General features: G+C 44.9%; 20 protein-coding genes. 7 read left to right on the forward strand and 13 right to left on the reverse strand.

Going from position 1 to position 21,650, the window contains the following annotated elements:
* Positions 1 to 92: 92 nt before the first annotated feature.
* Together mtaB and KOD92_RS08015 are read right to left on the reverse strand one after the other, a co-directional pair.
* Positions 93 to 1,421: a tRNA (N(6)-L-threonylcarbamoyladenosine(37)-C(2))-methylthiotransferase MtaB gene (mtaB, locus tag KOD92_RS08010; RefSeq protein ID WP_215233030.1), complete on the reverse strand. Its 1,329-nt coding sequence runs from the start codon at positions 1,419 to 1,421 to the stop codon at positions 93 to 95.
* A 37-nt stretch (positions 1,422 to 1,458) separates the two neighbouring features.
* A complete protein-coding gene (locus tag KOD92_RS08015) occupies positions 1,459 to 3,294 on the reverse strand; it encodes an LTA synthase family protein (RefSeq protein ID WP_215233031.1) in 1,836 nt (611 codons plus the stop codon).
* 153 nt (positions 3,295 to 3,447) lie between these two features.
* Between KOD92_RS08015 and KOD92_RS08020 the strand changes: the two genes are divergently transcribed.
* Together KOD92_RS08020 and KOD92_RS08025 are read left to right on the forward strand one after the other, a co-directional pair.
* Positions 3,448 to 5,634 carry a glutamine synthetase III family protein gene (locus tag KOD92_RS08020; protein WP_215233032.1) on the forward strand — a complete coding sequence of 729 codons (2,187 nt, stop codon included), beginning with the start codon at positions 3,448 to 3,450 and terminating at the stop codon, positions 5,632 to 5,634.
* 32 nt (positions 5,635 to 5,666) lie between these two features.
* A complete protein-coding gene (locus KOD92_RS08025) occupies positions 5,667 to 6,218 on the forward strand; it encodes a hypothetical protein (protein ID WP_215233033.1) in 552 nt (183 codons plus the stop codon).
* 74 nt (positions 6,219 to 6,292) lie between these two features.
* Here the strand turns inward: KOD92_RS08025 and KOD92_RS08030 are convergent, their stop codons facing one another.
* A complete protein-coding gene (locus KOD92_RS08030) occupies positions 6,293 to 7,303 on the reverse strand; it encodes a glutamine synthetase beta-grasp domain-containing protein (protein ID WP_215233034.1) in 1,011 nt (336 codons plus the stop codon).
* A gap of 389 nt (positions 7,304 to 7,692) precedes the next feature.
* Here KOD92_RS08030 and KOD92_RS08035 point away from each other — a divergent pair, with 389 nt between their 5' ends.
* The 3 genes from KOD92_RS08035 (at position 7,693) to KOD92_RS08045 (ending at position 9,978) form a co-directional block, all read left to right on the forward strand.
* On the forward strand, positions 7,693 to 8,400 hold the full coding sequence (locus KOD92_RS08035) for an RsmE family RNA methyltransferase (protein WP_215233035.1): 708 nt from the start codon (positions 7,693 to 7,695) through the stop codon (positions 8,398 to 8,400).
* 22 nt (positions 8,401 to 8,422) lie between these two features.
* Positions 8,423 to 9,094, forward strand: a complete 672-nt coding sequence (locus KOD92_RS08040; RefSeq protein ID WP_215233036.1) for a DUF4159 domain-containing protein — start codon at positions 8,423 to 8,425, stop codon at positions 9,092 to 9,094.
* Between the two features lie 137 nt (positions 9,095 to 9,231).
* Positions 9,232 to 9,978, forward strand: a complete 747-nt coding sequence (locus tag KOD92_RS08045; protein ID WP_215233037.1) for an acyl-CoA desaturase — start codon at positions 9,232 to 9,234, stop codon at positions 9,976 to 9,978.
* 176 nt (positions 9,979 to 10,154) lie between these two features.
* On the opposite strand, the gene KOD92_RS08050 is transcribed toward KOD92_RS08045, so the two are convergent.
* From KOD92_RS08050 to KOD92_RS08070, 5 genes are read right to left on the reverse strand one after another with little or no spacing between them, the layout of a single operon-like run.
* On the reverse strand, positions 10,155 to 11,531 hold the full coding sequence (locus tag KOD92_RS08050; protein ID WP_215233038.1) for a sensor histidine kinase: 1,377 nt from the start codon (positions 11,529 to 11,531) through the stop codon (positions 10,155 to 10,157).
* A 3-nt stretch (positions 11,532 to 11,534) separates the two neighbouring features.
* Entirely contained in the window at positions 11,535 to 12,212 is a 678-nt protein-coding gene (locus KOD92_RS08055; RefSeq protein WP_215233039.1) for a response regulator, read from the reverse strand.
* Positions 12,209 to 12,742, reverse strand: a complete 534-nt coding sequence (locus tag KOD92_RS08060; protein WP_215233040.1) for a 5' nucleotidase, NT5C type — start codon at positions 12,740 to 12,742, stop codon at positions 12,209 to 12,211. The genes KOD92_RS08055 and KOD92_RS08060 overlap by 4 nt, the downstream gene beginning before the upstream one ends.
* On the reverse strand, positions 12,742 to 14,034 hold the full coding sequence (locus KOD92_RS08065; protein ID WP_215233041.1) for a dihydrolipoamide acetyltransferase family protein: 1,293 nt from the start codon (positions 14,032 to 14,034) through the stop codon (positions 12,742 to 12,744). Before KOD92_RS08065 ends, KOD92_RS08060 begins: the two co-directional genes overlap by 1 nt.
* Positions 14,035 to 14,077: 43 nt before the next feature.
* The gene (locus KOD92_RS08070) at positions 14,078 to 15,349 is read right to left on the reverse strand and encodes a competence/damage-inducible protein A (RefSeq protein WP_215233042.1); all 1,272 of its coding nucleotides are present in this window, start codon (positions 15,347 to 15,349) and stop codon (positions 14,078 to 14,080) included.
* Between the two features lie 106 nt (positions 15,350 to 15,455).
* Between KOD92_RS08070 and KOD92_RS08075 the strand changes: the two genes are divergently transcribed.
* Positions 15,456 to 16,181, forward strand: a complete 726-nt coding sequence (locus KOD92_RS08075; protein WP_215233043.1) for a DUF4197 domain-containing protein — start codon at positions 15,456 to 15,458, stop codon at positions 16,179 to 16,181.
* Positions 16,182 to 16,238: 57 nt separating this feature from the next.
* Entirely contained in the window at positions 16,239 to 16,580 is a 342-nt protein-coding gene (gldC, locus tag KOD92_RS08080) for a gliding motility protein GldC (protein ID WP_215233044.1), read from the forward strand.
* Here the strand turns inward: gldC and KOD92_RS08085 are convergent, their stop codons facing one another.
* From KOD92_RS08085 to KOD92_RS08105, 5 genes are all read right to left on the reverse strand, one after another.
* On the reverse strand, positions 16,581 to 16,934 hold the full coding sequence (locus KOD92_RS08085) for an MmcQ/YjbR family DNA-binding protein (protein ID WP_215233045.1): 354 nt from the start codon (positions 16,932 to 16,934) through the stop codon (positions 16,581 to 16,583).
* A complete protein-coding gene (locus tag KOD92_RS08090; RefSeq protein ID WP_215233046.1) occupies positions 16,931 to 17,110 on the reverse strand; it encodes a DUF6728 family protein in 180 nt (59 codons plus the stop codon). Before KOD92_RS08090 ends, KOD92_RS08085 begins: the two co-directional genes overlap by 4 nt.
* A gap of 25 nt (positions 17,111 to 17,135) precedes the next feature.
* Entirely contained in the window at positions 17,136 to 19,142 is a 2,007-nt protein-coding gene (gene ispG / locus KOD92_RS08095; protein WP_215233047.1) for a (E)-4-hydroxy-3-methylbut-2-enyl-diphosphate synthase, read from the reverse strand.
* A gap of 74 nt (positions 19,143 to 19,216) precedes the next feature.
* On the reverse strand, positions 19,217 to 20,308 hold the full coding sequence (locus KOD92_RS08100; protein WP_215233048.1) for a mevalonate kinase family protein: 1,092 nt from the start codon (positions 20,306 to 20,308) through the stop codon (positions 19,217 to 19,219).
* Positions 20,309 to 20,311: 3 nt separating this feature from the next.
* Positions 20,312 to 21,538 carry a sugar MFS transporter gene (locus KOD92_RS08105; protein ID WP_215233049.1) on the reverse strand — a complete coding sequence of 409 codons (1,227 nt, stop codon included), beginning with the start codon at positions 21,536 to 21,538 and terminating at the stop codon, positions 20,312 to 20,314.
* Positions 21,539 to 21,650: the final 112 nt, after the last annotated feature.

The raw sequence follows: 21,650 nt of genomic DNA on the forward strand, positions 1-21,650 counted from the left end.
CATTCCCCTAAAAACATGCAAACGCCGACCAAAGTCGGCCGTTCCCATCAATACCCGTCGACTTCAGTCGACGGAAAAGACATAAAGGGATGCTAATGCACCAATATCTCCTCTGCAATTTCCGTGACCTCCATAAGTCCCTCGCTATTAATATGATCGTAGCGAATTTCCTTGGTCTCATTAATAAGCAGCGGGTCATATTTCACCGCAACTCTCACATAATTTTCAGTGAAGCCGAGCATCTGGCCGTTCTGAATCTCATCTTCAAAAAGGACGGTTCCCGTTTTTCCGATCTGGCTGTCGTAGAATGCCCTTCTTTTTTTGTCAGATAAAATATGCAGCATCTTTGAACGGTCGGCTCTGATGTTTTTAGGAACGATCGGTCTGATTTCCAGCGCAGCTGTATTCTCTCTTTCAGAATAAGTAAAAACGTGAAGGTAGGAAATATCTAGTTCGTTTAGAAAGCGGTACGACTCTTCAAACAGCTCCTGCGTTTCTCCGGGGTGACCAACAATCACGTCGACACCGATGCAGCAATTCGGCATCAGCGCCTTGATCGCAGCGACGCGCTCGGTATAAAGTTCTCTTTTGTAGCGACGTTTCATCAGCCCCAAAACCCTATTGGAACCGGATTGTAACGGGATATGGAAATGTGGTACAAATCGTTTGGATTGCGCTACAAAAGAAATTATCTCGTCAGTGAGCAGGTTTGGTTCAATAGAAGAAATCCTGAAACGCTCGATACCTTCCACCTCGTCCAGCGCTTTAACCAAATCAAGGAAAGTCTCTTTCTTTACGCCATTCTGAATACCAAAATCGCCGATATTCACGCCGGTTAACACAATCTCTTTCACATCGCGCGCGGCAATATCCCGGGCTGCATTGATAATATTTTCAATCGTATCCGACCGGCTTTTCCCTCTTGCAAGCGGGATTGTGCAATAGGAGCAAGGGTAGTCGCAACCGTCCTGCACTTTCAGGAAAGTGCGTGTGCGGTCATTTAATGAATAGGAAGTATGGTATTCGACCGCCTGGTCAATGTGCGAGGCTAGTACTCTGGCAGGTTGTCCGGCTGGTGTTTTCTCGAAGGTATCTACCAGATCGGCGAGACGGAATTTTTCAGCCGCTCCCAACACTGCATCTACACCTGGAATTTCTGAAATTTCCTGCGGTTTAAGCTGGGCATAGCAACCAATTATCGCCACAAACCCATCCGGATTGATCTTTTGCGCCTCCCGAACGATCTTGCGACACTTCTTATCCGCATTCTCGGTTACCGAGCAGGTATTGATTATAAAAACATCGGGATTTTCATTGAATTCTACCCGTGAATGCCCCTTCGCCTCAAATAAACGCGCTATCGAAGAACTTTCAGAATAGTTGAGCTTACAGCCCAGTGTATAAAATGCAACTTTTTTCATTTCCTAAAAATATCCGGCAAAAATACGGCTTTTATCCTCAACGCCTGATATAATCCCCAAAAGATGCTTGCAAATAAGCCTTAGCGAGTTTTTCTTCTTCTGCATTCAATGCGCCTTCCCGTTCCGTAATATTGCCGCCCAGGTTGTCCCTGACCAGAAATCCGCCCGGCCGCACCCAGCCCAATCCATTATTAAATGCGAAATACGCAAACGATTTGCGGTCTTTGTTGAATATGTCGCTGGTCCATTGAAACGCATTGGGGTCTAATTTTAGCTGGCCCAGCAACGTAGCGGCCAGGTCGGTTTGCGAACATAGTGCATTCACTTTTATCTTATGTGAAGTAAGCGCGCCGCCCAGCCAGAGCATAGGTATATGAAATTCGCCTGTTTTGGCTTTTTGAGTGTATGGAAGCGGGTGACCATGATCGGCGACAATTACTATTAATGTATTGTCCCACCACGGTTTTGTCTTGGCAGTTTTAATAAAATCACCAATCGCCGAATCGGTATAATGGTGTGCATTGAGAAACAGATGTTCGGGATCATTTCCGGGTATAACCGTTTTCGCTGGTACCTCAAACGGTTCGTGGCTGCTCAATGTAAAAATCGTTGAAAAGAATGGTTGTTTTTCTTTATCCAAATCCTGCATTAACTTGTTCAGTACCACGTGGTCGTGGGCTCCCCATTTGGAATTCATATCTTCTTTTGCAAAATCACCTTTGTCAATAATCCTGTCAAAATTCTCTTGCAACAAATACGATTTCATATTGGCAAACTCGGTTTCACCTCCATAATAAAAGGAAGTTTTCCAGCCGTTCTTGCGAAATTCCTTCGGTAAGGAAGGTAGTGTAAGTGTTTTTTTAGGGGTTTTGATGATAGAATGCGTGGGCTGTGCGGGGTAACCGCTGAGAATTGCGACAATACCTTTATCGCTCCTATTTCCGCTGGCGTACATATTTGTGAACAAGATACCCTCTTTCGAAAGCGAATCGAACTGCGGCGTGACGTTCTCCAACCCATTTAAACCCGACACTACCTTTGCTGTTAAACTCTCCCAGATAATAACAATCACGTTAATTTTGCCCGTAGTATCGACAAGCTGCTGGCGATCTCCCGACGTAGTATACAAGTCTCTAATCAGCGAATCTGCTTCGCTATCATTATAATAGACAAAAGGATTTTTATTCGAATAGCCCGCGTTGATCATGGAGCTCATATAATTCCAGGGCACATTCACGGCGGCATAATTGGCAAAACTTTTATCCGAAAAAAACACTGCACTTTCATTCATGGGCGCGAGCTGAAATCCGCCACGGATCGGAATGATCAAGCTAACTGTCAAAATCAAGAATGCCGGAATGGTATAAACGAACGCCGTTTTCTGAAAAAGTGGAACTGTGCGGCGAATAATTGTGCGGAGTACGGCAAGTGTTAAACCGATCAATACAATCATCAATAGCAGCAGCGGAAGTACGGGAGCCGCACCCATTGAGGCGATTGCTTCGGCAGGTGTTTCGAGATAATGTAGAGAAGTAGTGTCAATGCGGAAACCCCATGCTTTGAATAATTCCAGGTCAATAACTACTAGAACTGAAATTATAGCGCCTAATGTGTAACTATAAAACGTTAAAAACTTTTGGTACCAGGCTGATTTGTTAGCAGTAAATACCAGCAGCAGCGTAGGTATCAAAAGAATATATCCGGCAAAGGAAATGTCCATTTGCAAACCATGCATTGCGCTCTGTACCCATAGGAACGGAGGAAGCTCGGCAGCTTTCTGGTAATGGTAAATGAAAAATATGACACGGAAAAGCTGGAAAAGTATGATCCAGCTAATCCCGTAAAGGGCAAAAAATTCTAATCTCTTACGCATTGGTGTCGGTCAAAAACTATCGCAAAGTTCCGAAAAATGGCGGAGAACTATCCTGCGGCGCAAAACTTAAATGCGAAAATGTAAACGTATATTGTCATCGCTATCCTTAAATATTTTATTTTGAGGAGATTTTGTATAACTGATTGAATAAAGATGACTTTTCGTTCCAAGGCATTTGAAATTGCACAGGGCCGCGTTGCTCCGATATTGACCCCTCCGGCTGAAAGAGTTGCCGACTTGTATGGCATAAATACTTTTAGTGATGACGTTATGAAAACGCTGCTCTCTGCTGAGGCGTACGCGAAAGTTTCTAACGCAATCCGCTCAGGATCAACGATTGACAGGGAGGTGGCTGACGAGGTTTCCGCTGCTATGAAAAGCTGGGCAATATCGAAAGGCGCAACGCATTATACCCACTGGTTTCAGCCTTTGACAGGTACTACTGCCGAAAAGCACGACTCGTTTTTTGACCTCACCATCGATGGAAAAGCCGTCGAAAAGTTCAAAGGGAGTGCATTGGTGCAGCAGGAACCTGACGCTTCTTCTTTTCCGAGCGGCGGTTTGCGGGCTACTTTTGAGGCCCGTGGCTACACAGGCTGGGACCCAAGCTCGCCTGCGTTTTTAATGGACAATGGGGCCGGAGGAAAGACTTTGTGTATTCCTTCTGTTTTCATTTCCTACACCGGCGAGGCGCTCGATTATAAGGCTCCGTTGCTCAAATCGCTGGTTATGCTGGATAAAGCCGCTACTTCGGTTTGCCAGTTTTTTAACAGGGATGTAGATAAAGTGACGCCGACGCTGGGTATCGAACAGGAATATTTCTTGGTTGATAAAGCGTTATACTATGCCCGTCCCGACCTGTTAATGGCGGGAAGGACAGTTTTTGGACACAGTCCCGCACGCGGGCAGCAACTCGACGATCACTATTTTGGATCAATTTCTCCCCGCGTAAATGCATTTATGGTGGATTTTGAGTTCGAAGCGTTGAAACTGGGTATTCCGGTTCGCACGCGACATAATGAAGTGGCCCCGGGACAATTTGAATGCGCGCCGACTTTTGAGGAAGTAAACCTCGCGATCGACCATAATGCATTGCTGATGGACTTAATGCAGAAAATCGGCGACAAGCATAATTTCCAGGTACTTTTTCATGAAAAACCTTTTGCAGGTATTAATGGAAGCGGAAAGCACAATAACTGGTCCTTGTCCACAGATACCGGTATTAATTTGCTTGCGCCGACTTCAAAACCCAAAGAAAACCTGCGATTCCTCACCTTTTTGATGAATGTAGTTAAAGCAGTTCACGACCACGCCGATTTACTCCGCGCTTCTATTTCTTCTGCTGGTAATGAGCACAGGCTGGGTGCCAACGAAGCGCCGCCGTCAATTGTGTCGGTATTTTTAGGAAATGAACTGACCAATATGCTCGAAGAGCTGGTTAGTAAAGGTGAGATTACGCTCGAAAAAGGTGAGAATTTTTACTATAAATTAGGTATAACCCGCATTCCGAACCTCCAAAGGGATAATACGGACAGAAACCGGACCTCGCCTTTTTGTTTTACAGGAAATAAATTCGAATACCGCGCAGTAGGAAGCGCGCAAAACAGTGCCTCGCCTATGATCGTATTGAATACGATCGTTGCAAACCAGTTACTCGATTTCAAAAAGGAAATGGACGAGCGACTTGCCGGTGGGGAAGAGAAAAAAGTAGCGACGGTTGAAATTCTGAAAAGGTACTTTACGGAATCGAAAGACATTCTGTTCGAAGGAAATGGTTATTCCGATGAATGGATTCAAATGGCCAAGGAGCGCGGACTTAGCAATATCAAGGAAACATACGATGCGCTTTTTGCCTACAAAACCGACAAAACAATCGGCGTTTTTGAAAGGACCGGCGTTTTGAGTTCGAGGGAATTGCACGCGCGTTATGAGATCGAGCTTGAAAATTATGTTAAGAAATTACAGATCGAGTCGCGCGTAATAGGCGATCTGGCACTGAATCACATTGTTTCTACTGTTGTAAAATATCAGTTCAAACTGGCCCAAACTGCTCGCTCGCTGACCGACCTGGAAATGCTTGAAGAGGCGGCGCCGATTAAAGAGATTATCCGGGACATTTCCACGCATATTGTGATTATCAAACGTCTGGTGCACGAAATGACCGAGGGTAGAAAAAAAGCGAACAATATTGAAGATCTGTATGAAAGAGCAAAATGCTACGGTTCCGAGGTAAAAGGCTTTTTTGAGGAGATACGTTATCACGCAGACAAACTTGAATTACTGATCGATGATGAAGATTGGCCTTTGGCAAAATACCGCGAAATGCTATTTTTGGAATAAATTAGAATCAAATAAATTAATAAACTGAAACTATGAATCCGGGATTCGATCCAGAAGAAATTGCTCAACTTAGAAATGAGTGCAAGGCGGAAAACTCAAACTTCATACATGTAGACGATGAATTTGAAGATGAGGAGGAGAACAACGAACACGCGCATGTTCAGTTTGTGGGAATGTATAAAGACGCTGAGGTGATCTATGACGCCTTGATCTATACACTTCGCCTGCATCATTCCACCCTCGTTTACGATGAGGCTTTGGAACGGTTGAAGAAAGAAATGCCGAACTATATCTCTCAGGATGAGCGCCCTGAAAACTATAAGATCTCCGCGGAAGAAGAGGAGGATGCAGAAATGCTGCTTACTGAGTTCATCGAGGAGATAGAGGAAAATGAAGAGATCACAGTACGCGAGCACGTGGAAGTTGACGATTCATTCGAGTACGGCGTCGGACTGGAAGTGGGCTTGAATAAAACCGAAATTACAGATAAGGTGATTGACGATTTTATCGCTCGTTTCAATGCAGGCAGCGTTGAGCTGGATCCAACTTTGTATTCGTTCACAGGAAGCGAAGAGCAGGATTGATCTGAAAAATTAGCTTATAAACGAAAAAGCCACCGATCTGGTGGCTTTTTCGCTTTCTTATATTTCTATTAAAATCAAAGAGCAGATTTAACTGTTTTGATGATACGTGCAGCAACTTTGTAAGGATCAGCAGCCGAGTTAGGACGACGATCTTCCAGATATCCGCTCCATCCTTTTTGAGGAACCAAAACAGGGATACGGATAGATGCACCGCGGTCAGAAACACCGTAGCTGAAATCGTGGATAGAAGCAGTTTCGTGCTTTCCAGTCAAACGAAGGTGGTTATCAGCACCGTAAACATCAATGTGTTCTTTCACAACCGGGCGGAAAGATTCGCAAACTTTATCGAATACTTCCTTGCTGCCTGCATTTCTCAAAGCGGAGTTTGAGAAGTTAGCGTGCATTCCGCTTCCGTTCCAGTCAAGCGCGCCCAAAGGCTTGCAATGCCAGTTGATAGCAACACCATATTTTTCACCAATTCTTTCCAACAAATAACGGCCCAACCAGATCTGGTCGCCAGCTTCTTTCGCGCCTTTTGCGAAAATCTGGAATTCCCACTGTCCTGCCGCAACCTCTGCATTGATACCTTCAACATTCAGTCCCGCATCAAGACAAGCATCCAAATGCTCCTCGATAATTTCGCGACCGTATGCATTTTGTGCACCTACTGAGCAATAGTAAGGTCCTTGTGGTGCAGGGTATCCGTTTGCCGGGAAGCCCAATGGTTTGTTTGTATCAATATCCCAAAGGAAATATTCCTGCTCAAAACCGAACCAGAAATCATTGTCATCATCTTCAATTGTTGCACGACCGTTAGATACGTGAGCTGTACCGTCTGCATTAAGAACTTCGCACATAACAAGATATGCATCTCTGCGCAATGGATCTGGAATGATGTAAACGGGTTTCAGTAAACAGTCAGAAGAACCGCCAAGCGCTTGTTCAGTAGATGAACCATCAAATGACCAGTTGCTGCAATCTTCCAATTTTCCACTAAAATCGTTTTCAATTTTGGTTTTGCTGCGTAGACTTTGGGTCGGCTTGTAGCCATCCAACCAAATATATTCCAGCTTGGATTTTGACATAATAGTACTAGATAAAGTGGTGACGAATTATTATAACGACACAATATTAATGCAAAAATGTATTTCCAAAAAATAAAAAATAAGAAAAATTAAACTTAGACAGAATAATATTGTGTTGATGGTAGTATTGTCAGTAAAAAATGCACTTTTCCTATAATTTACCGAAGATTCAATTTCAAGCGTAATGGCAGCAAAATATGTAAATTCTTGAAAAATTGGTTTTAAAACTGCTATTTCTCTGTGCAAATCATAGTGATTTTACATAAAAACAATTTTACCGAAACTGCTTCAAGTCGTTCCTGCATTGTCTTCTTTCAATGTGGTTTTGTCAATTAATTCCCTATTTTTGAGCTTATCAGAACACTTTTTTTGAACAGCCAATATTAGAAATGCACATTTTTTATCAACCCGAAGACAACGTTTTTGAACTGGAAGAAGAGGAAGCCCGACACAGCTCCAAAGTACTTCGTTTAGGCTCAGGTGATATGATATTCGTTACTAATGGCAGGGGGCTGCTGCAAACGTGCAGGCTCAATGTTCAGGGGCGTAAGGTGGGATACGAAGTTGTGGAATCCGAATTGATCGAACCCAGATCTTTTTCCGTAAATATGGCGATTGCACCGACCAGGAAAGCAGAACGAAATGAGTGGATGGTTGAAAAAATGACCGAGATAGGAGTGGAGCGCATTGACTTTATTACCACTGAGCATACAAATCCCGAGACGTTGAACCGCGTGGTGAACCTGGGCAGGCTCAACCGCATTGCCGCAAGCGCGATGAAACAGTCGCAACAATTTTATAAGCCAATCATTACAGTAAACAATAAGTATGAATCGTTTATTAAAAGTGCATCCTCCGATACCAAACTAATCGCTTACGTGCCTGACCAAAACCGGGTGGACCATGTTTTTACCAAAATTGAAAAAGGCACTGGTACGACTTTGTTAATTGGTCCAGAGGGTGATTTCAGTGAAAGGGAAGTAGCGCTGGCGATCGAAAATGGATATACAACGGTATCGCTTGGACCTACACGACTAAGAACCGAAACCGCAGCAGTAGCCGCCTGCCACGCGATTAACCTGGCGCAGATCCTTTAAAATTTCAGTGTGACCTCGATATATGAGATATTTAAAAATAGTCACTGTTGGTTTGCTGGTCAGTTTACTGGCTCATAGTGGAGCCTTATTTGCACAATCGTCGCTCAAAATCGCCAAGCTTAAATATGGCGGCGGAGGTGATTGGTATGCAAATAAAACGTCGCTCCCAAACCTGATCAAGTTTTGCAATTCGGAACTGAAAATGAACATAAATCCGGTTGAAGACGTAGTAGAGGTAGGCAGCCCGGACATTTTTACGTACCCTTTTGTGCACATGACCGGTCATGGAAACGTCGTTTTTTCGGATGCTGAGGCGCAGAATCTGAGAAATTATCTGCTTTCAGGCGGTTTCCTGCATATCGATGATAACTACGGGCTGGACCAGTTTGTCCGCCGCGAAATGAAAAAAGTCTTTCCCGAACTGAGCTTTGTGGAATTACCTTTCGATCATCAGATTTATCGCGTCAAGTATGTATTTCCCGAAGGCTTACCGAAGGTACACGAGCACGACGGAAAGCAGCCGCAGGGATTCGGGCTGATCTGGCAGGGCCGGCTTATCTGTTATTATAGTTATGAAACTGATTTAGGAAATGGCTGGGAAGATCAGAGCGTTTATAATGATCCCGAAGAAATGCGCCGGAAAGCATTGCAAATGGGCGCAAATCTGTTAAGCTATGCATTCATGATCCAGTAATTTTATGCCTTTTTAAATTTAATTCTGTAAACGGAAATTAACGTTATATTCCAAATTTCATCGTGCAAATTTCGTTTTTCTAACGTTTGACCCTTACTTTTGTACAACATTTAAGTTCTTAATCCCGCAAGCTTTCCATGTATATTGTTCTTATAGTATTTGTTTTACACTGGTACTTATCACTCTTCTGTCAAACCTTCTTTTTACACCGTTATTCCGCGCATAAAATGTTCATTATGAGCAAGCCGTGGGAGCGTTTTTTCTATCTGCTGACCTATCTTTCACAGGGCTCTTCCTATTTGAGTCCGCGCGCATACGCGATCTTGCACAGAATGCACCACGCTTTCAGCGACACGGAAAAAGACCCGCATTCACCGCATCATACCAAAAACGTATTTACGATGATGTGGGAGACAAAGCACATTTACAATGCAGTACTGCACCGTAAGAGAGCGATTGAAAATCGTTTTGAAAGAAATTATCCGGAATGGAGAATTGTCGAAAAATTGGGTGATTCCTGGTTCTCGCGCATTGGCTGGGTATTGATCTACGTCGCATTTTACGTGCTGGCTTATCTGTATCTGGATATGCACTGGGCGTTTTTCTTTCTGCTGCCGATCCACTTTTTGATGGGACCAATTCATGGCGCGATCGTAAATTGGAGTGGTCACAAATACGGCTATCAGAATTTTGATAACGAAGACAAATCTAAAAACTCGCTTGTATTTGACTTTTTAATGATGGGCGAGCTTTTCCAGAACAATCACCACAAAAGACCAAATTCGATCAACTTCGGAAGCAAATGGTTTGAAGTGGATCCTACCTATCCGGTTATCAAGTTGCTCAACCGATTGAAGATCATCGAAATTCGCAAGAAGCACTAAAAAAACTTTGGCAGACGTGAGATACGCCTGCCAAGTTTGCTTATTAACACCACAAAAAATGAAATTCGATAGAATGTCGGTCAAAGGATTAACTTAATCTATGCCTTTGTTTCTTCCGACAATACAAATTAATCACCTAATACTTAAGATGGCGTTAATAGCGCGTTAGAATTTGCTTAGAGGTGCGAGAAAGTTAAGCGGAACGTGGTTCCCTTGGGTTGGTTGGGCTGAATGGATATGTTCCCGTTATGCAACTTCACGATCCGATCTACCAGCGACAAGCCTATTCCATAACCTTTAATATTCGCCGTATTGTCACTCCTGAAAAACGGTTGAAACACCAATCCCTGATCTACTGCCGGAATTCCTTTTCCCTGATCTGAAAATCCGATCGTTAGATTTTTGCGCGACGGTTGCAGATATACATTGACTGCGTGATTATCCGAAAATTTGCACGCATTGTCCATTAAATTCAGGAATGCAGTTTTAAGTAAAGTCGAATTTCCCGTTACTTCCAGCCAGGTATCATCTTCGGGTAACTCGTCAAAATTGAGTAGGATATTGTAAATCGGATTCGCTTCGGCCAGATTGAGGCGACAATCCAGCAGCAACTCATCCACCCGCACTACCTCAGTTAAAAGTTCTCGCTGGTGTTCGCTCACTTTCGCCAGTTCAAGTAATGTATTGGACAGCTGTGCGAGTTCTTCAATATCTTCTAATACAGATGCGATCGTGAGCCTGTATTCCTGCGGGTTTCGCTCTTTCAGCATACTCACCTCCAGCTGTGACCGGATCTTGGTCAGCGGATTTTTCAATTCGTGCGACACGTTGGCGACAAAGATCTTCTGCATCTGAAATGCAGTTTCAATGCGATCAAGTAACTTATTAAATGTAGTCGTAAGCCGCCCTATTTCGTCTTTTTGGTTTGGGACTTCCAGCCGCATATCAAGCTTTTGAGGCAGGATTCCTTCCACTGAGTTCATTACTTTTGAGATCGGTCGCAAAGCGCGTTTCGAAAAAATCCACCCGACAATTGTCACGATAAAGGTGACGATGAAGAAAAGAACTGTGAGTAATGTGCTGAGATTGGACAAGTTAGCTTGTCCGTATAAATCTTTGGCACCCAGCATAACCACCGCGCGACCGAAGGGATAATTGTAATATAAACCCACCACTTTGAAATCTCCATCGGTATACCGGATCTGGCCGGCCTTCCGTATTTCGTCCAGCCAATAGTTGGATACGTGCAGCGATTTGGATTGCGGAATGGTGGGGTTGCTATAAATCAGGCGATTCTTTTCGTCGAAAATAAAGGTATTCTCGTCATAGATCAGGTCGCGGTTCGTTTCATCCAGCGCCTTTAAAACTTCGGTATTCACCTGAGGTACTTTGAGTAACAGCTCCGCCTGAGACTTGGCTTTTGAGCGCAGGCGATCGTAGAAATCCTCAGTTACGTTGTAATACGAGAAGAAATAGATTGCCAGAAAAGTGATCAGCAGGATACCGCTTACCAGCAGCGAGAACTGAACCGTAAGTCGGGTGCGGATCTGCATAACTTATTCTACTTTAAGCACATAACCCATTCCGAACAGGGTGTGAATGAGTTTCACCGGGTAATCCTTGTCGATCTTTTTACGCAGATAGTTGACGTAAACTTCGATCACATTTGTGCCGGTATCAAAGCCAATATCCCAAACCTGCTCCGCAATTTCAACTTTTGAAATCACCCTTCCCTGATTCCGTATTAAATATACGAGCAGGTTAAATTCACGAGCGGTAAGGTTGATCTTATTGCCTGCGCGATGCACTGTTTTCGCATCAATAGAAATTTCCAGATCAGCGAAACGCAATACCTGCGCCGTGTGGCCCACATTGCCGCCTCGCTTGGTCAGCGCCCGAACCCTGGCTAGCAGCTCTTTGAATTCGAATGGTTTAACAAGGTAATCGTCAGCTCCCGCATCCAGCCCCGTCACTTTATCGTCGGTACTTCCCAGAGCGGTCAGCATTAAAATCGGCGTCTCATCGCCCCAGCTGCGGATTTCCCGGCAAAGCTCGATCCCATTGATTCCGGGGATGATAATGTCGCTGATAATCAGCTGGTAGGAGTTGCTTTTAGCCAGTTGTTTACCGATCAGACCGTCATAAGCAATATCTACTTCGTAACCATTTTCTTCCAATCCCTGCTTAATGGATTGCAGCGTTTTCGGTTCATCTTCAATCAATAATAGCTTCATGAGATCGGTAAAAATAGCTCAGACACCTCGTTCCAGTTTGAAACGCGTTTGTATGCAGTTTCCTTCAAATTATGCGGCGCAGAAAATAGTATACCCTGACCTTTGAATGCAACCAGGTTTTTGACGTGGTCGTCGATGAGATAGTCAGACTGAATAATGCTCTTATAACCGCAGAACACAATATTTGTCCACGGAATAAAAGAAAAATGCTTTTTAAGCCAGTCAAATTTATCCCTGAAAGAATTCGGAAATTCCATACAGGCAGTAGCGACGAAAAGCTCGTAAAACTTAGACAATTGGTATACAGTTTCCCCCGCGCCTTCCTTCACTTTGATATCAGCAAAAAATCCCGGCGAGTCCATAATGCGGTGCAGCTTGGTAAGTTGCTTCGGGTGAAGTACTTCCCGCAACGCCTTGGACATCAAGTCTTTTTCGGTGAAATTGGTATCAAAATCGTTGAGCACCACATTCACCAGCTTCTCGTGGGTATTGGCCAGCACATCGTCCATATCCAGTGTAAGACGCAGCATTATATCAGGATTCGGTGTGTGTCAAAATTTTCAAGATAATCGTTAACGCGTTTCAGGAACAACCCGCCCAAAGAACCGTCGACTACGCGGTGATCGTAGGAATGAGATATGAACATCAGGCTTCGGATTCCCAGCAGATCACCCTGCGGCGTTTCGATCACAGCCGGCTTTTTCTTGATCGCGCCAAATGCCATAATCGCCACCTGAGGCTGAACAATAATAGGAGTTCCCATTAAATTGGCGAATGCTCCGATGTTGGAAACCGTATAGGTACCGCCCGCAAGATCGTCAGCTTTGAGCTTGTTCTCGCGTGCTCTCTTGGCCAGCTCATTCACCTTCCGCGCCAGGCCAGGCAAGTCGTATTGGTCGGCTCGGTGAATGACCGGCACGATCAGGTTACCGTCCGGCAATGCAACCGCCATTCCGATATTAATATCTTTCTTTTTAACGATCTTATCGCCGTCGACAGAAATATTGATCAGCGGATAATCTTTGATCGCCTTCACAACAGCTTCAATGAGAATAGGCGTGAACGTAATGCTGTCACCCGACTTTTTCCGGTATTCATTTTTCACATGCTCGCGCCACTGCACCACCGGCGTCATATCCGTTTCTATAAAGGAAGTAACGTGAGCTGAAATCCGCTTGGAATCCACCATCCGCTGCGCGATCATCTTGCGCATTCGGTCCATTTCGATGATATCGCTGCTGCCGTTCATCGAGGTGGCGACCGGAGCTGGCTGCGGTTTAGCCTTCCTGTTTTCCAGGAATGCGATAATATCGTTTTTAGTAACGCGGCTTTCCAGCCCGGAACCATGTATTTCGGCCAGTTCCGCCGCGCTGATATCTTCTTCTTTCGCAATGCTCAATACCAATGGAGAGTAAAACTGGCTGTTGCCTGATGCATTCGGGGTATTATCGCGTTTTTTACTGATTACCTGTTCGAACTCATTTTCAAGTTGCTCGGCGATTGCAACCTCTTCCACTGGCTCACTTTTCGGCTCGGTGGCTGGCTCAGCCGGCGAAATGCGAGATTCGCCCGGCGTATCGTCGTCTACTTCAATATGCGCCACCGGATTTCCAACCGGCACTACATCATTTTCCTTGACAAGCCATTTTGAAATTTTGCCCACATAAGGACAAGGTACTTCGGTATCCACCTTATCCGTAGCAACTTCAAGAATAGAATCATCGATTGCAACGCTGTCACCCTCTTTTTTGAGCAGGTGCAAAACCGTACATTCCATGATACTTTCGCCCATTGAAGGCATTACCATTTCTAATATTTTCATACTGATTATATTAACCGGCAACAAATGCCGCCTGCAATGAATCTTATCCCTGAACGATCAGATTACCTTTCAGGATCGTTTTCCGCAAAAGGTTGAGGGCATAAGAAGATGTCAATTCAATATTTATCTTTCTGTCGTTTCTGAGGCTGAGAAGCTGGGTAAAGGTTTCATTCGGCGTCGCGCAGGCGATCCAAACTGTCCCTACCGGTTTATCAGGAGTGCCACCATCTGGACCGGCGATTCCCGTTGTGGCTATTGCAAATGTAGTATTGAGTACTTTTCGCGCACCTTCGGCCATTTCGCGGGCAGTTTGCTCACTTACCGCCCCAAATTCGAGAAGTGTCTCCTTTTTCACTCCCAACACGTTCGTTTTAACGGCATTACTATAACTCACCACCGATCCTTCAAAATACTGAGATGAGCCCGACACGCTTGTGATCCTACTGGCTACATAGCCTCCCGTGCAGCTTTCGGCGGTGCCCAGCGTTGCATTGTTTTCTTTCAACAAAGACCCTACCACCGTTTCAAGTTCGTCGAGATCGTAGCCGAATATGAACTCTTCGATCAGGGGCGTGACTGCGGAAACCTGTGCTTGCAAGTCCCTGTCGAGTATTCCCTGATCTGTTCCGGTTCCCGTAAGCCGCAGCCGGACCTGGCCAAAATGCGGCAGGTAAGCCAGCTTAATATGTTCAGGAAGAGCAGTTTCCCAGTCTGCAATTTTTTCTGCAAGAAAGGATTCCCCGATACCAATCGTTCGTATTGATTTATGCTGGATGATGGTTGTCGAAAATCTTGCTTTCAGTCTGGGCAGGATTTCATGCTCCATCAGATTCTTCATCTCATAAGGAACCCCCGGAAGCGAAACATACACTACATTATCTTTTTCGAACCACATTCCAGGCGCCGTTCCCCAAAGATTTGGTATGTAGGTACAGTTTTTTGGAAGTGCCGCCTGTTGGATATTTAATTCGGTCATCACGCGGCCGCGCTTTGCAAAGAAGGAAGTTACAAGAGCAAGTGCGTCCTGATTGATTTCCAGCTCGGTATGAAAATATTCGCAGAATGTGTGTTTTGTAATATCATCGCGGGTAGGGCCGAGTCCGCCGGTTACAATGATCACGCTGGCCCGTTGGCTCGCTTCGGTAAATGCACTCAGGATATCCTGCTTATTGTCGCCGACCGATGTTTTGCGCGTCGGGCGAATGCCAATGTCAGTTAATTGAGTGCCAATCCATTGGGTATTGGTGTCGATAATCTGACCAAAAAGAATTTCGTCGCCGATGGTAATTATTTCAGCCCTGGTAGAAGAAATCATCTTGTTGAAATGGATTGTTAAGAACCGTTAATTCCCAAAAATAAGTAAAATTAATCGTTATTGAGTACGTTTGAGGCTTAGTACAATGTCAACCAATTCTTTTGTAATGAAACATAAAATTATAGTTATAACGTTGCTTTCGCTGCTTTGCGGCCCCGTTTCGATGGCGCAGTTCAACCTTGGCAAAGCACTTGACAAGCTCAGTGGAAAAGAGACCGGGCTGGGTGAGAACGAGATCGTGCAGGGTTTGAAACAGGCTTTGAATGTCGGTATCAGTAACGGGTCGGCCGAGGCTTCCAAAGTGGATGGATTTTTTAAAAATGAGTTGATCAAAATTGCAGTGCCGCCCGAGGCTCAGAAAGTCGCAGAAACTTTGCGGAAAATGGGGTTGAGCGATCAGGTTGATAAATTTACGCTTTCACTTAACCGTGCAGCCGAAGATGCCGCTAAGAAATCAAAGCCGATTTTTGTGAAAGCAATTACTTCTATGACCGTTCCCGATGCACTTGGGATTTTGAAAGGTCAGGATGATGCTGCGACTCAATACCTTAGAAAAAGTACGAATGATGAGTTGTTCAAAACCTTCTTTCCGGTTGTAGATAGTACATTGAATCTGAATAAAGCGACTGAATACTACACGGATATCGTCAATACTTACAACCAAATACCATTAGTGAAAAAAGTAAACCCGAACTTGAAGGAATATGCAACCCAAAAAACGATCGACGGGCTGTACGTACTGATAGCGCAGGAGGAAAAGAAAATTCGTGAAGACCCGGGAGCGCGCGTGACGGACCTGTTGAAAAAGGTTTTCAGTAAATCGGGAAAATAGCATCAACAGGCTTTCGTAAAGGCTTAATGCTTACTTTTGCTGAAAATTAACACCGTTATGAAAAAATCAGAAATCCATTTCACCGTTGAACTTGACGATAAAAATATACCGGAAAAAATATTCTGGGAGGCTACCGATAATCCGAACGAAGGGATCAACGATACCCGCGCGATCGCAATAGCAGTTTGGGACCATTACCACAGAGGTACGCTCAAAATCGACCTTTGGACAAAGGATATGGAGGTTTTCGAAATGAAAAGATTCTATATTGAATTGATGAGCGGGATCGCAGATACAATGCTGACGGCAACGAGCGACCGCGTTATGGCGGAGGCTATTGAAGGTTTGTGCGAAACGCTTAGCAGAAATCTGGACGAGGAAATGAAGGCTGCGAAATAGTTAGCTTTTCAGTGCTTCCCGGTCTTTCTTAGGCAAACTCGCCACTACGAGATCGTACGAATCTTTTACCCAAGCAAACAAAGTTTCACTTGGAATACTGCCAGTAACATTCACAGTATTCCAGTGTTTCTTATTCATATGCCAACCAGGGACTACGTCCGGATATTCTTCTCTCAACTCTACTGCTTTTTCAGGATTACACTTTGCATTAAAGCCAAAGGTCGGTGAGTCCAGCGAGGTTAGCAAAAATACCTTTCCCTTTATTTTAAATACCAGTGTGTCAGGCCCGAAGGGTAACTCTTCGGTCACTTCCGGTAATTGTAAGCAATAGTCGCGGAGCGTTTCTAAATTCATCTTGTAAGTGCTCTGATAATCATCACAATCACGCAGATCAGGAACATTACAATTGAAATGCGATTGATACCGTGCATCATGCGCAGGTTAAAAGAGTCTGGCGAATTGGGGTCTTTTTTCTTGAATACACGTACGAAATAATAAAATACGTCACCCAGCTGAAAGTACTTTTTCATAATTTTTTCTGATTGTTGCTTTTTATTAAACCAAAACTTCACGCTCGCTGGGTTCTATCCAGCGGCCATCCTCCCGAATAAGCTCAATCAGTTCCTCCACCGCTTTCGCAGCTGTAACCGATCTTTTAATCACTTCCTGGCCACGGTAAAGGGCAATTTTGTCTTTTCCCATTCCCACATACCCATAATCTGCATCTGCCATTTCTCCGGGTCCATTCACAATGCAACCCATGATACCGATTTTTACGCCTTTTAAATGCTCAGTATGCTTGCGGATCATCGCGGTTGTTTCCTGTAAATCAAAAAGTGTTCTCCCACACGAAGGACAAGAAATATATTCTGTTTTTGACATCCTTGTCCGAGCAGCCTGCAAAATACCGAATGCGATATTATTGTAGGCAGCTGCTGCCACGAGCTTATCATCGTGCAGCGTTTCCGCCGGAAAACGAGGGGATACCATCGCGCCGTCACCGAATCCGTCGACGAGCAGGCCGCCGATATCGGTAGCTGAATATAAGGTAAGCTTGTCGCCCAGATCGGTTTCGTAGCCGCGCTGGATAATCACCGGAAGCTTAATTTTCAAAGTCACGAGTTTGTAAAAAAACCGCCGCAATTCTGGCATTGCGTGCTTATTTTCACTCAAAATAACCAGTACTACATTACTGCGCTCGCGAATGCCTTCGAGGAAGTTCAGGTCAAGAGAATGAATATTACCTACTATAAAATTGAGCTGTTCTGAGATCAACCCGCCCGCTTTGGCAGTCCATTCTGTTGCTTCAAATAGCGGGAACTTGTTGTTTTTTTCCGGATGCAGCGCCCATTGTTCGTAATCCAGGATTTCTTTTAATCCATTCGGTAACATGAACGGAACGGGATTTTTGCCGGTGTAAATGTAGTCGGCGCCCAGATCGTTCATCGCCCATTTGTCGGGAACTGGGAGAAAAAAGTGGCCAATGCTTTTCAGATCGGCCAGGTTCTGAACCGGAATAGCCGAATAGTCGGCGATCACGCGGGGTACATTCAGATGCCCGATATTATTTACTTCTCTTGTTTCTCTTCTGGTGTATTGAAATGGGTTGATCGGACAAGTCTCGACGGGCTCGATCGGCTGGTGCGGCACGCGGTTTGTGTATCTTTCTATCAATGCACGCGCCACAGGTGCTTCTTTTTCAGGCGCTTCGGTTAGCGATACTCTCACAGTATCTCCCAGTCCATCTTCCAGTAAAGTACCAATACCAACCGCAGACTTAATGCGGCCGTCTTCCGCTTCGCCAGCTTCGGTCACGCCTAAATGCAACGGATAAGGTTTCAAACCTTCCTGATCGAGGCGCTGCACCAGCAGGCGGTACGCTTCCACCATGACCTGGGTATTGCTGGATTTCATCGACAACGCGATATTGAAATAGCCTAGCTCTTCGCAGATCCGCAAAAATTCCAGTGCGGATTCGACCATTCCCAGCGGCGTATCTCCATACCGGCTCAAAATCCTGTCGGACAAAGAACCGTGATTGGTGCCAATCCGCATCGCAGTGCCGTATTCTTTGCAAATTTTCACCAGCGGAATAAATTTTTCCCTGATCCTTTCCAGCTCCGCGGCGTACGAAGCGTCCGTATAATCTATAATTTCAAAACGTTTCTTATCAGCGTAGTTACCAGGGTTGATCCGTACCTTTTCCACGATCCTGGCCGCGAGCTCGGCCGCATTTGGCGTAAAGTGAATATCAGCGATCAGCGGGACGTGAATTCCCATTTTATGTAAACCGTTCCTGATATTTTCTAGATTCTGCGCTTCCTTCACGCTTGGCGCGGTGATCCTCACGTATTCGCAGCCTGAATCAACCATTCTAACTACTTCATCAATAGAGCCTTGCGTGTCCATTGTGTCCACGGTTGTCATCGACTGCACGCGAATAGGGTAGTCGGAGCCCATTGGCAGGTCTCCGATGTGAATGGTGATTGTTTTTCTGCGTTCGTATGCTGTCAGTGACGGACAGTAGAGATTGGTTTTCGTTTCAGAAGGTGTGATGATCATGGGATTTTTAATGAGATCCAGCGGCCACAAAGGTCTGAAAAGAATAACAGAAACGGAATTACAATCGTGCGTTTTTACACATTTGCATCTTCGATCACAGTACCGGAATCTACGGTTATAATGTAGCTCTTACCGCCTTGTTGCTCAATTGCTTCCGCAACTTCTTCTGCTTTTTGCGGAGCATATACAAACATACAACCGCCTCCGCCAGAGCCATTTATTTTTCCTCCCAATGCGCCAGCGTGTAAAGCTGCGTCCATCATGCGTTCGATTTTGGGAGTGGAAGTGCGTTTGTAATCGCGCAGATTTTTGTAATGCTTGTAAAGAAGGTCGCCGAAGGTCATGTCAAATGCAGGGTCAGCTGTTTCATCGGGACTCTTGCTGAGGAGTTTTTTACCTTGCAGCAGAATATCTCTGTCTTCAATATTTGCTTTTAAAAGCCCCAATTCGTCTTCCGAAAGAATATTTCGATAGTCCTTCAAATCCTCAGACGGAGCATTGAATATCGAAAAATGCGGATTTGATAAAGTTATTTTTCTGATCACCTCTTCCATTCCAAACCTGCATCTGGCCAGGATCCCGAGTGTATCTTTTGGTTCAAGAGAGTCGCCCAGGACAAATGTGCCGAGCTTTGGGGTCAGCGTTTCAACCTTAATCTCCGGCGTAGATTCCAGATAAATCACGTTTCCGATCGCCGTAGAGTAATGATCCATCATACCGCCGGGTTCACCGAATTCGAGCACCTCGGCTGCATTCGCAATCTCACCCAGCTCTTTTTGTGAAAAATTCACAGGGTTATCGCTCATTTTATCCAGAAAATGAGCCCAGGAAACGATTAGAGCAGAAGAGCTGGAAGTGCCTGAATTGATCGGGATATTACCTGAAATGTTGCATTCAAATCCTTTCGAAAACCTTAAACCTTTACGCTTTAATACATTAATCGTACTGCGGAAATAGTCCCGCTGCATCACGTATGGGAATGTAGTCAGGAGCGAAAATTCCTGCCTCAAACCTAAATCAGGTAAATTGAGAATGACCTTGTCGTCGTTCCTGTAAGTGCCTTCAATGCCTATTCTGCGCGAAATCGCCGCTGCTATAACTGGCAGTCCAAGATAATCCTGATGTTCACCAAAAAGACAAATGCGGCCGGGAGTGGATATCCTCATCAATTACCAGCTTTTCTTTTTGTGACCAAACAGGCCGAAATAAAGGATAAAAAGATAAAGCGGAAGCATGATCCAGTAAGCCTGCTGCGTGCTGCCGATAGAGTCAGCAATGCCGCCGTAGACCAGCGGAAGAATAGCCCCGCCGGAAATACCCATCACCAATAGGGCGGAAGCAGTTTTTGTAAATTTACCCAAACCACTCAGCGACAAAGGCCACAACGCAGGCCAAATCACCGCATTTGCGAAACCCAGTACTGCAATACAAAGTACCGAAGTGAAACCGGTTGAGTTTACCGCAACCAGCGTCACGATCACACCGAGTATCGCACAAAATTTAAGATAAGCCTGCTGTGAAACGTATTTCGGGATCAGTACCACGCCCAGAATATATCCGAACATCATACCATATAATGTATAGGTACCAAAAAGGCGGGCCTCTTCTTCGGCAAAACCAAGGTCAATACCATAGCTGATAATCGTATCACCCGCAATTACTTCCACACCCACATAACAGAACAAGGCAATTACGCCCATTACCAGGTTTGGAAATTGAAGTACACTCGTCTTATTTACAACCACTTGCGACGAAGTAATATCTGCCGGCTCCTCTTCCTCTTCACTCACTTCCACTAAGCCTTTCGACATCCGGATCATAATCGCAGTTATAACCAGAACTACCGTGAGCACAATGTAGGGAGTCACTACCTTATCCAGTTCGTCTTTTGGATCAACAGACGAGGCGCCTGCGAGCAGCAACTGACCGAATATCAGCTGACTGATCACACCGGCCGTTTTGTTGGCAATACCCATGATACTGATACGTTGGGCTGCACTATTGCGCGGGCCAAGGATTGTAACATACGGATTGGAAGCAGTTTGCAGCACAGTTAAACCGATACCGATCGTAAAAAGACCTACCAGAAAAAGTCCGTAAGACGCCATCGAGGCAGCCGGAATGAATATCAAAGTACCCGCTGCCATCACAAGGAGAGCCAGCGACATACCGTTTTTAAATCCCGTCTTTTTGAGAACGATCGAGGACGGGATCGCCATCAATGTATAAGAAATAAAGAATGCGAAAGTGACCAGGTAGGAACTGGTATTGTCAAGAGAAAATGCCTTTTTGAAGAAACTGATCAGTGTTCCATTTACCCAGGTCACAAAACCCATGATGAAGAAAATGACGCCAATGATTAAGAGGGGAACCAGGTAGCTATTTTTTTTGCTCATTTAAATGTTTGTTAATGGGTTGTCCGGGGTTTATACGTGGGGAAATTTAACTTTTTGTATACAATACTGCATAATCGCAATTAAGGGTATCCTTTATTCTGCGTTTGGCCGC

The sequence above is a fragment of the Dyadobacter linearis genome (assembly GCF_907165045.1).
GTDB classification, from domain to species: Bacteria; Bacteroidota; Bacteroidia; order Cytophagales; family Spirosomataceae; genus Dyadobacter; species Dyadobacter linearis.

Excerpts from the sequence above, each read along its gene's own strand:
- mtaB (WP_215233030.1), bottom strand. The coding sequence starts at position 1,421 with ATGAAAAAAGTTGCATTTTATACACTGGGCTGTAAGCTCAACTATTCT.
- KOD92_RS08015 (WP_215233031.1), bottom strand. The coding sequence starts at position 3,294 with ATGCGTAAGAGATTAGAATTTTTTGCCCTTTACGGGATTAGCTGGATC.
- KOD92_RS08020 (WP_215233032.1), top strand. The coding sequence starts at position 3,448 with ATGACTTTTCGTTCCAAGGCATTTGAAATTGCACAGGGCCGCGTTGCT.
- KOD92_RS08025 (WP_215233033.1), top strand. The coding sequence starts at position 5,667 with ATGAATCCGGGATTCGATCCAGAAGAAATTGCTCAACTTAGAAATGAG.
- KOD92_RS08030 (WP_215233034.1), bottom strand. The coding sequence starts at position 7,303 with ATGTCAAAATCCAAGCTGGAATATATTTGGTTGGATGGCTACAAGCCG.
- KOD92_RS08035 (WP_215233035.1), top strand. The coding sequence starts at position 7,693 with ATGCACATTTTTTATCAACCCGAAGACAACGTTTTTGAACTGGAAGAA.
- KOD92_RS08040 (WP_215233036.1), top strand. The coding sequence starts at position 8,423 with ATGAGATATTTAAAAATAGTCACTGTTGGTTTGCTGGTCAGTTTACTG.
- KOD92_RS08045 (WP_215233037.1), top strand. The coding sequence starts at position 9,232 with ATGTATATTGTTCTTATAGTATTTGTTTTACACTGGTACTTATCACTC.
- KOD92_RS08050 (WP_215233038.1), bottom strand. The coding sequence starts at position 11,531 with ATGCAGATCCGCACCCGACTTACGGTTCAGTTCTCGCTGCTGGTAAGC.
- KOD92_RS08055 (WP_215233039.1), bottom strand. The coding sequence starts at position 12,212 with ATGAAGCTATTATTGATTGAAGATGAACCGAAAACGCTGCAATCCATT.
- KOD92_RS08060 (WP_215233040.1), bottom strand. The coding sequence starts at position 12,742 with ATGCTGCGTCTTACACTGGATATGGACGATGTGCTGGCCAATACCCAC.
- KOD92_RS08065 (WP_215233041.1), bottom strand. The coding sequence starts at position 14,034 with ATGAAAATATTAGAAATGGTAATGCCTTCAATGGGCGAAAGTATCATG.
- KOD92_RS08070 (WP_215233042.1), bottom strand. The coding sequence starts at position 15,349 with ATGATTTCTTCTACCAGGGCTGAAATAATTACCATCGGCGACGAAATT.
- KOD92_RS08075 (WP_215233043.1), top strand. The coding sequence starts at position 15,456 with ATGAAACATAAAATTATAGTTATAACGTTGCTTTCGCTGCTTTGCGGC.
- gldC (WP_215233044.1), top strand. The coding sequence starts at position 16,239 with ATGAAAAAATCAGAAATCCATTTCACCGTTGAACTTGACGATAAAAAT.
- KOD92_RS08085 (WP_215233045.1), bottom strand. The coding sequence starts at position 16,934 with ATGAATTTAGAAACGCTCCGCGACTATTGCTTACAATTACCGGAAGTG.
- KOD92_RS08090 (WP_215233046.1), bottom strand. The coding sequence starts at position 17,110 with ATGAAAAAGTACTTTCAGCTGGGTGACGTATTTTATTATTTCGTACGT.
- ispG (WP_215233047.1), bottom strand. The coding sequence starts at position 19,142 with ATGATCATCACACCTTCTGAAACGAAAACCAATCTCTACTGTCCGTCA.
- KOD92_RS08100 (WP_215233048.1), bottom strand. The coding sequence starts at position 20,308 with ATGAGGATATCCACTCCCGGCCGCATTTGTCTTTTTGGTGAACATCAG.
- KOD92_RS08105 (WP_215233049.1), bottom strand. The coding sequence starts at position 21,538 with ATGAGCAAAAAAAATAGCTACCTGGTTCCCCTCTTAATCATTGGCGTC.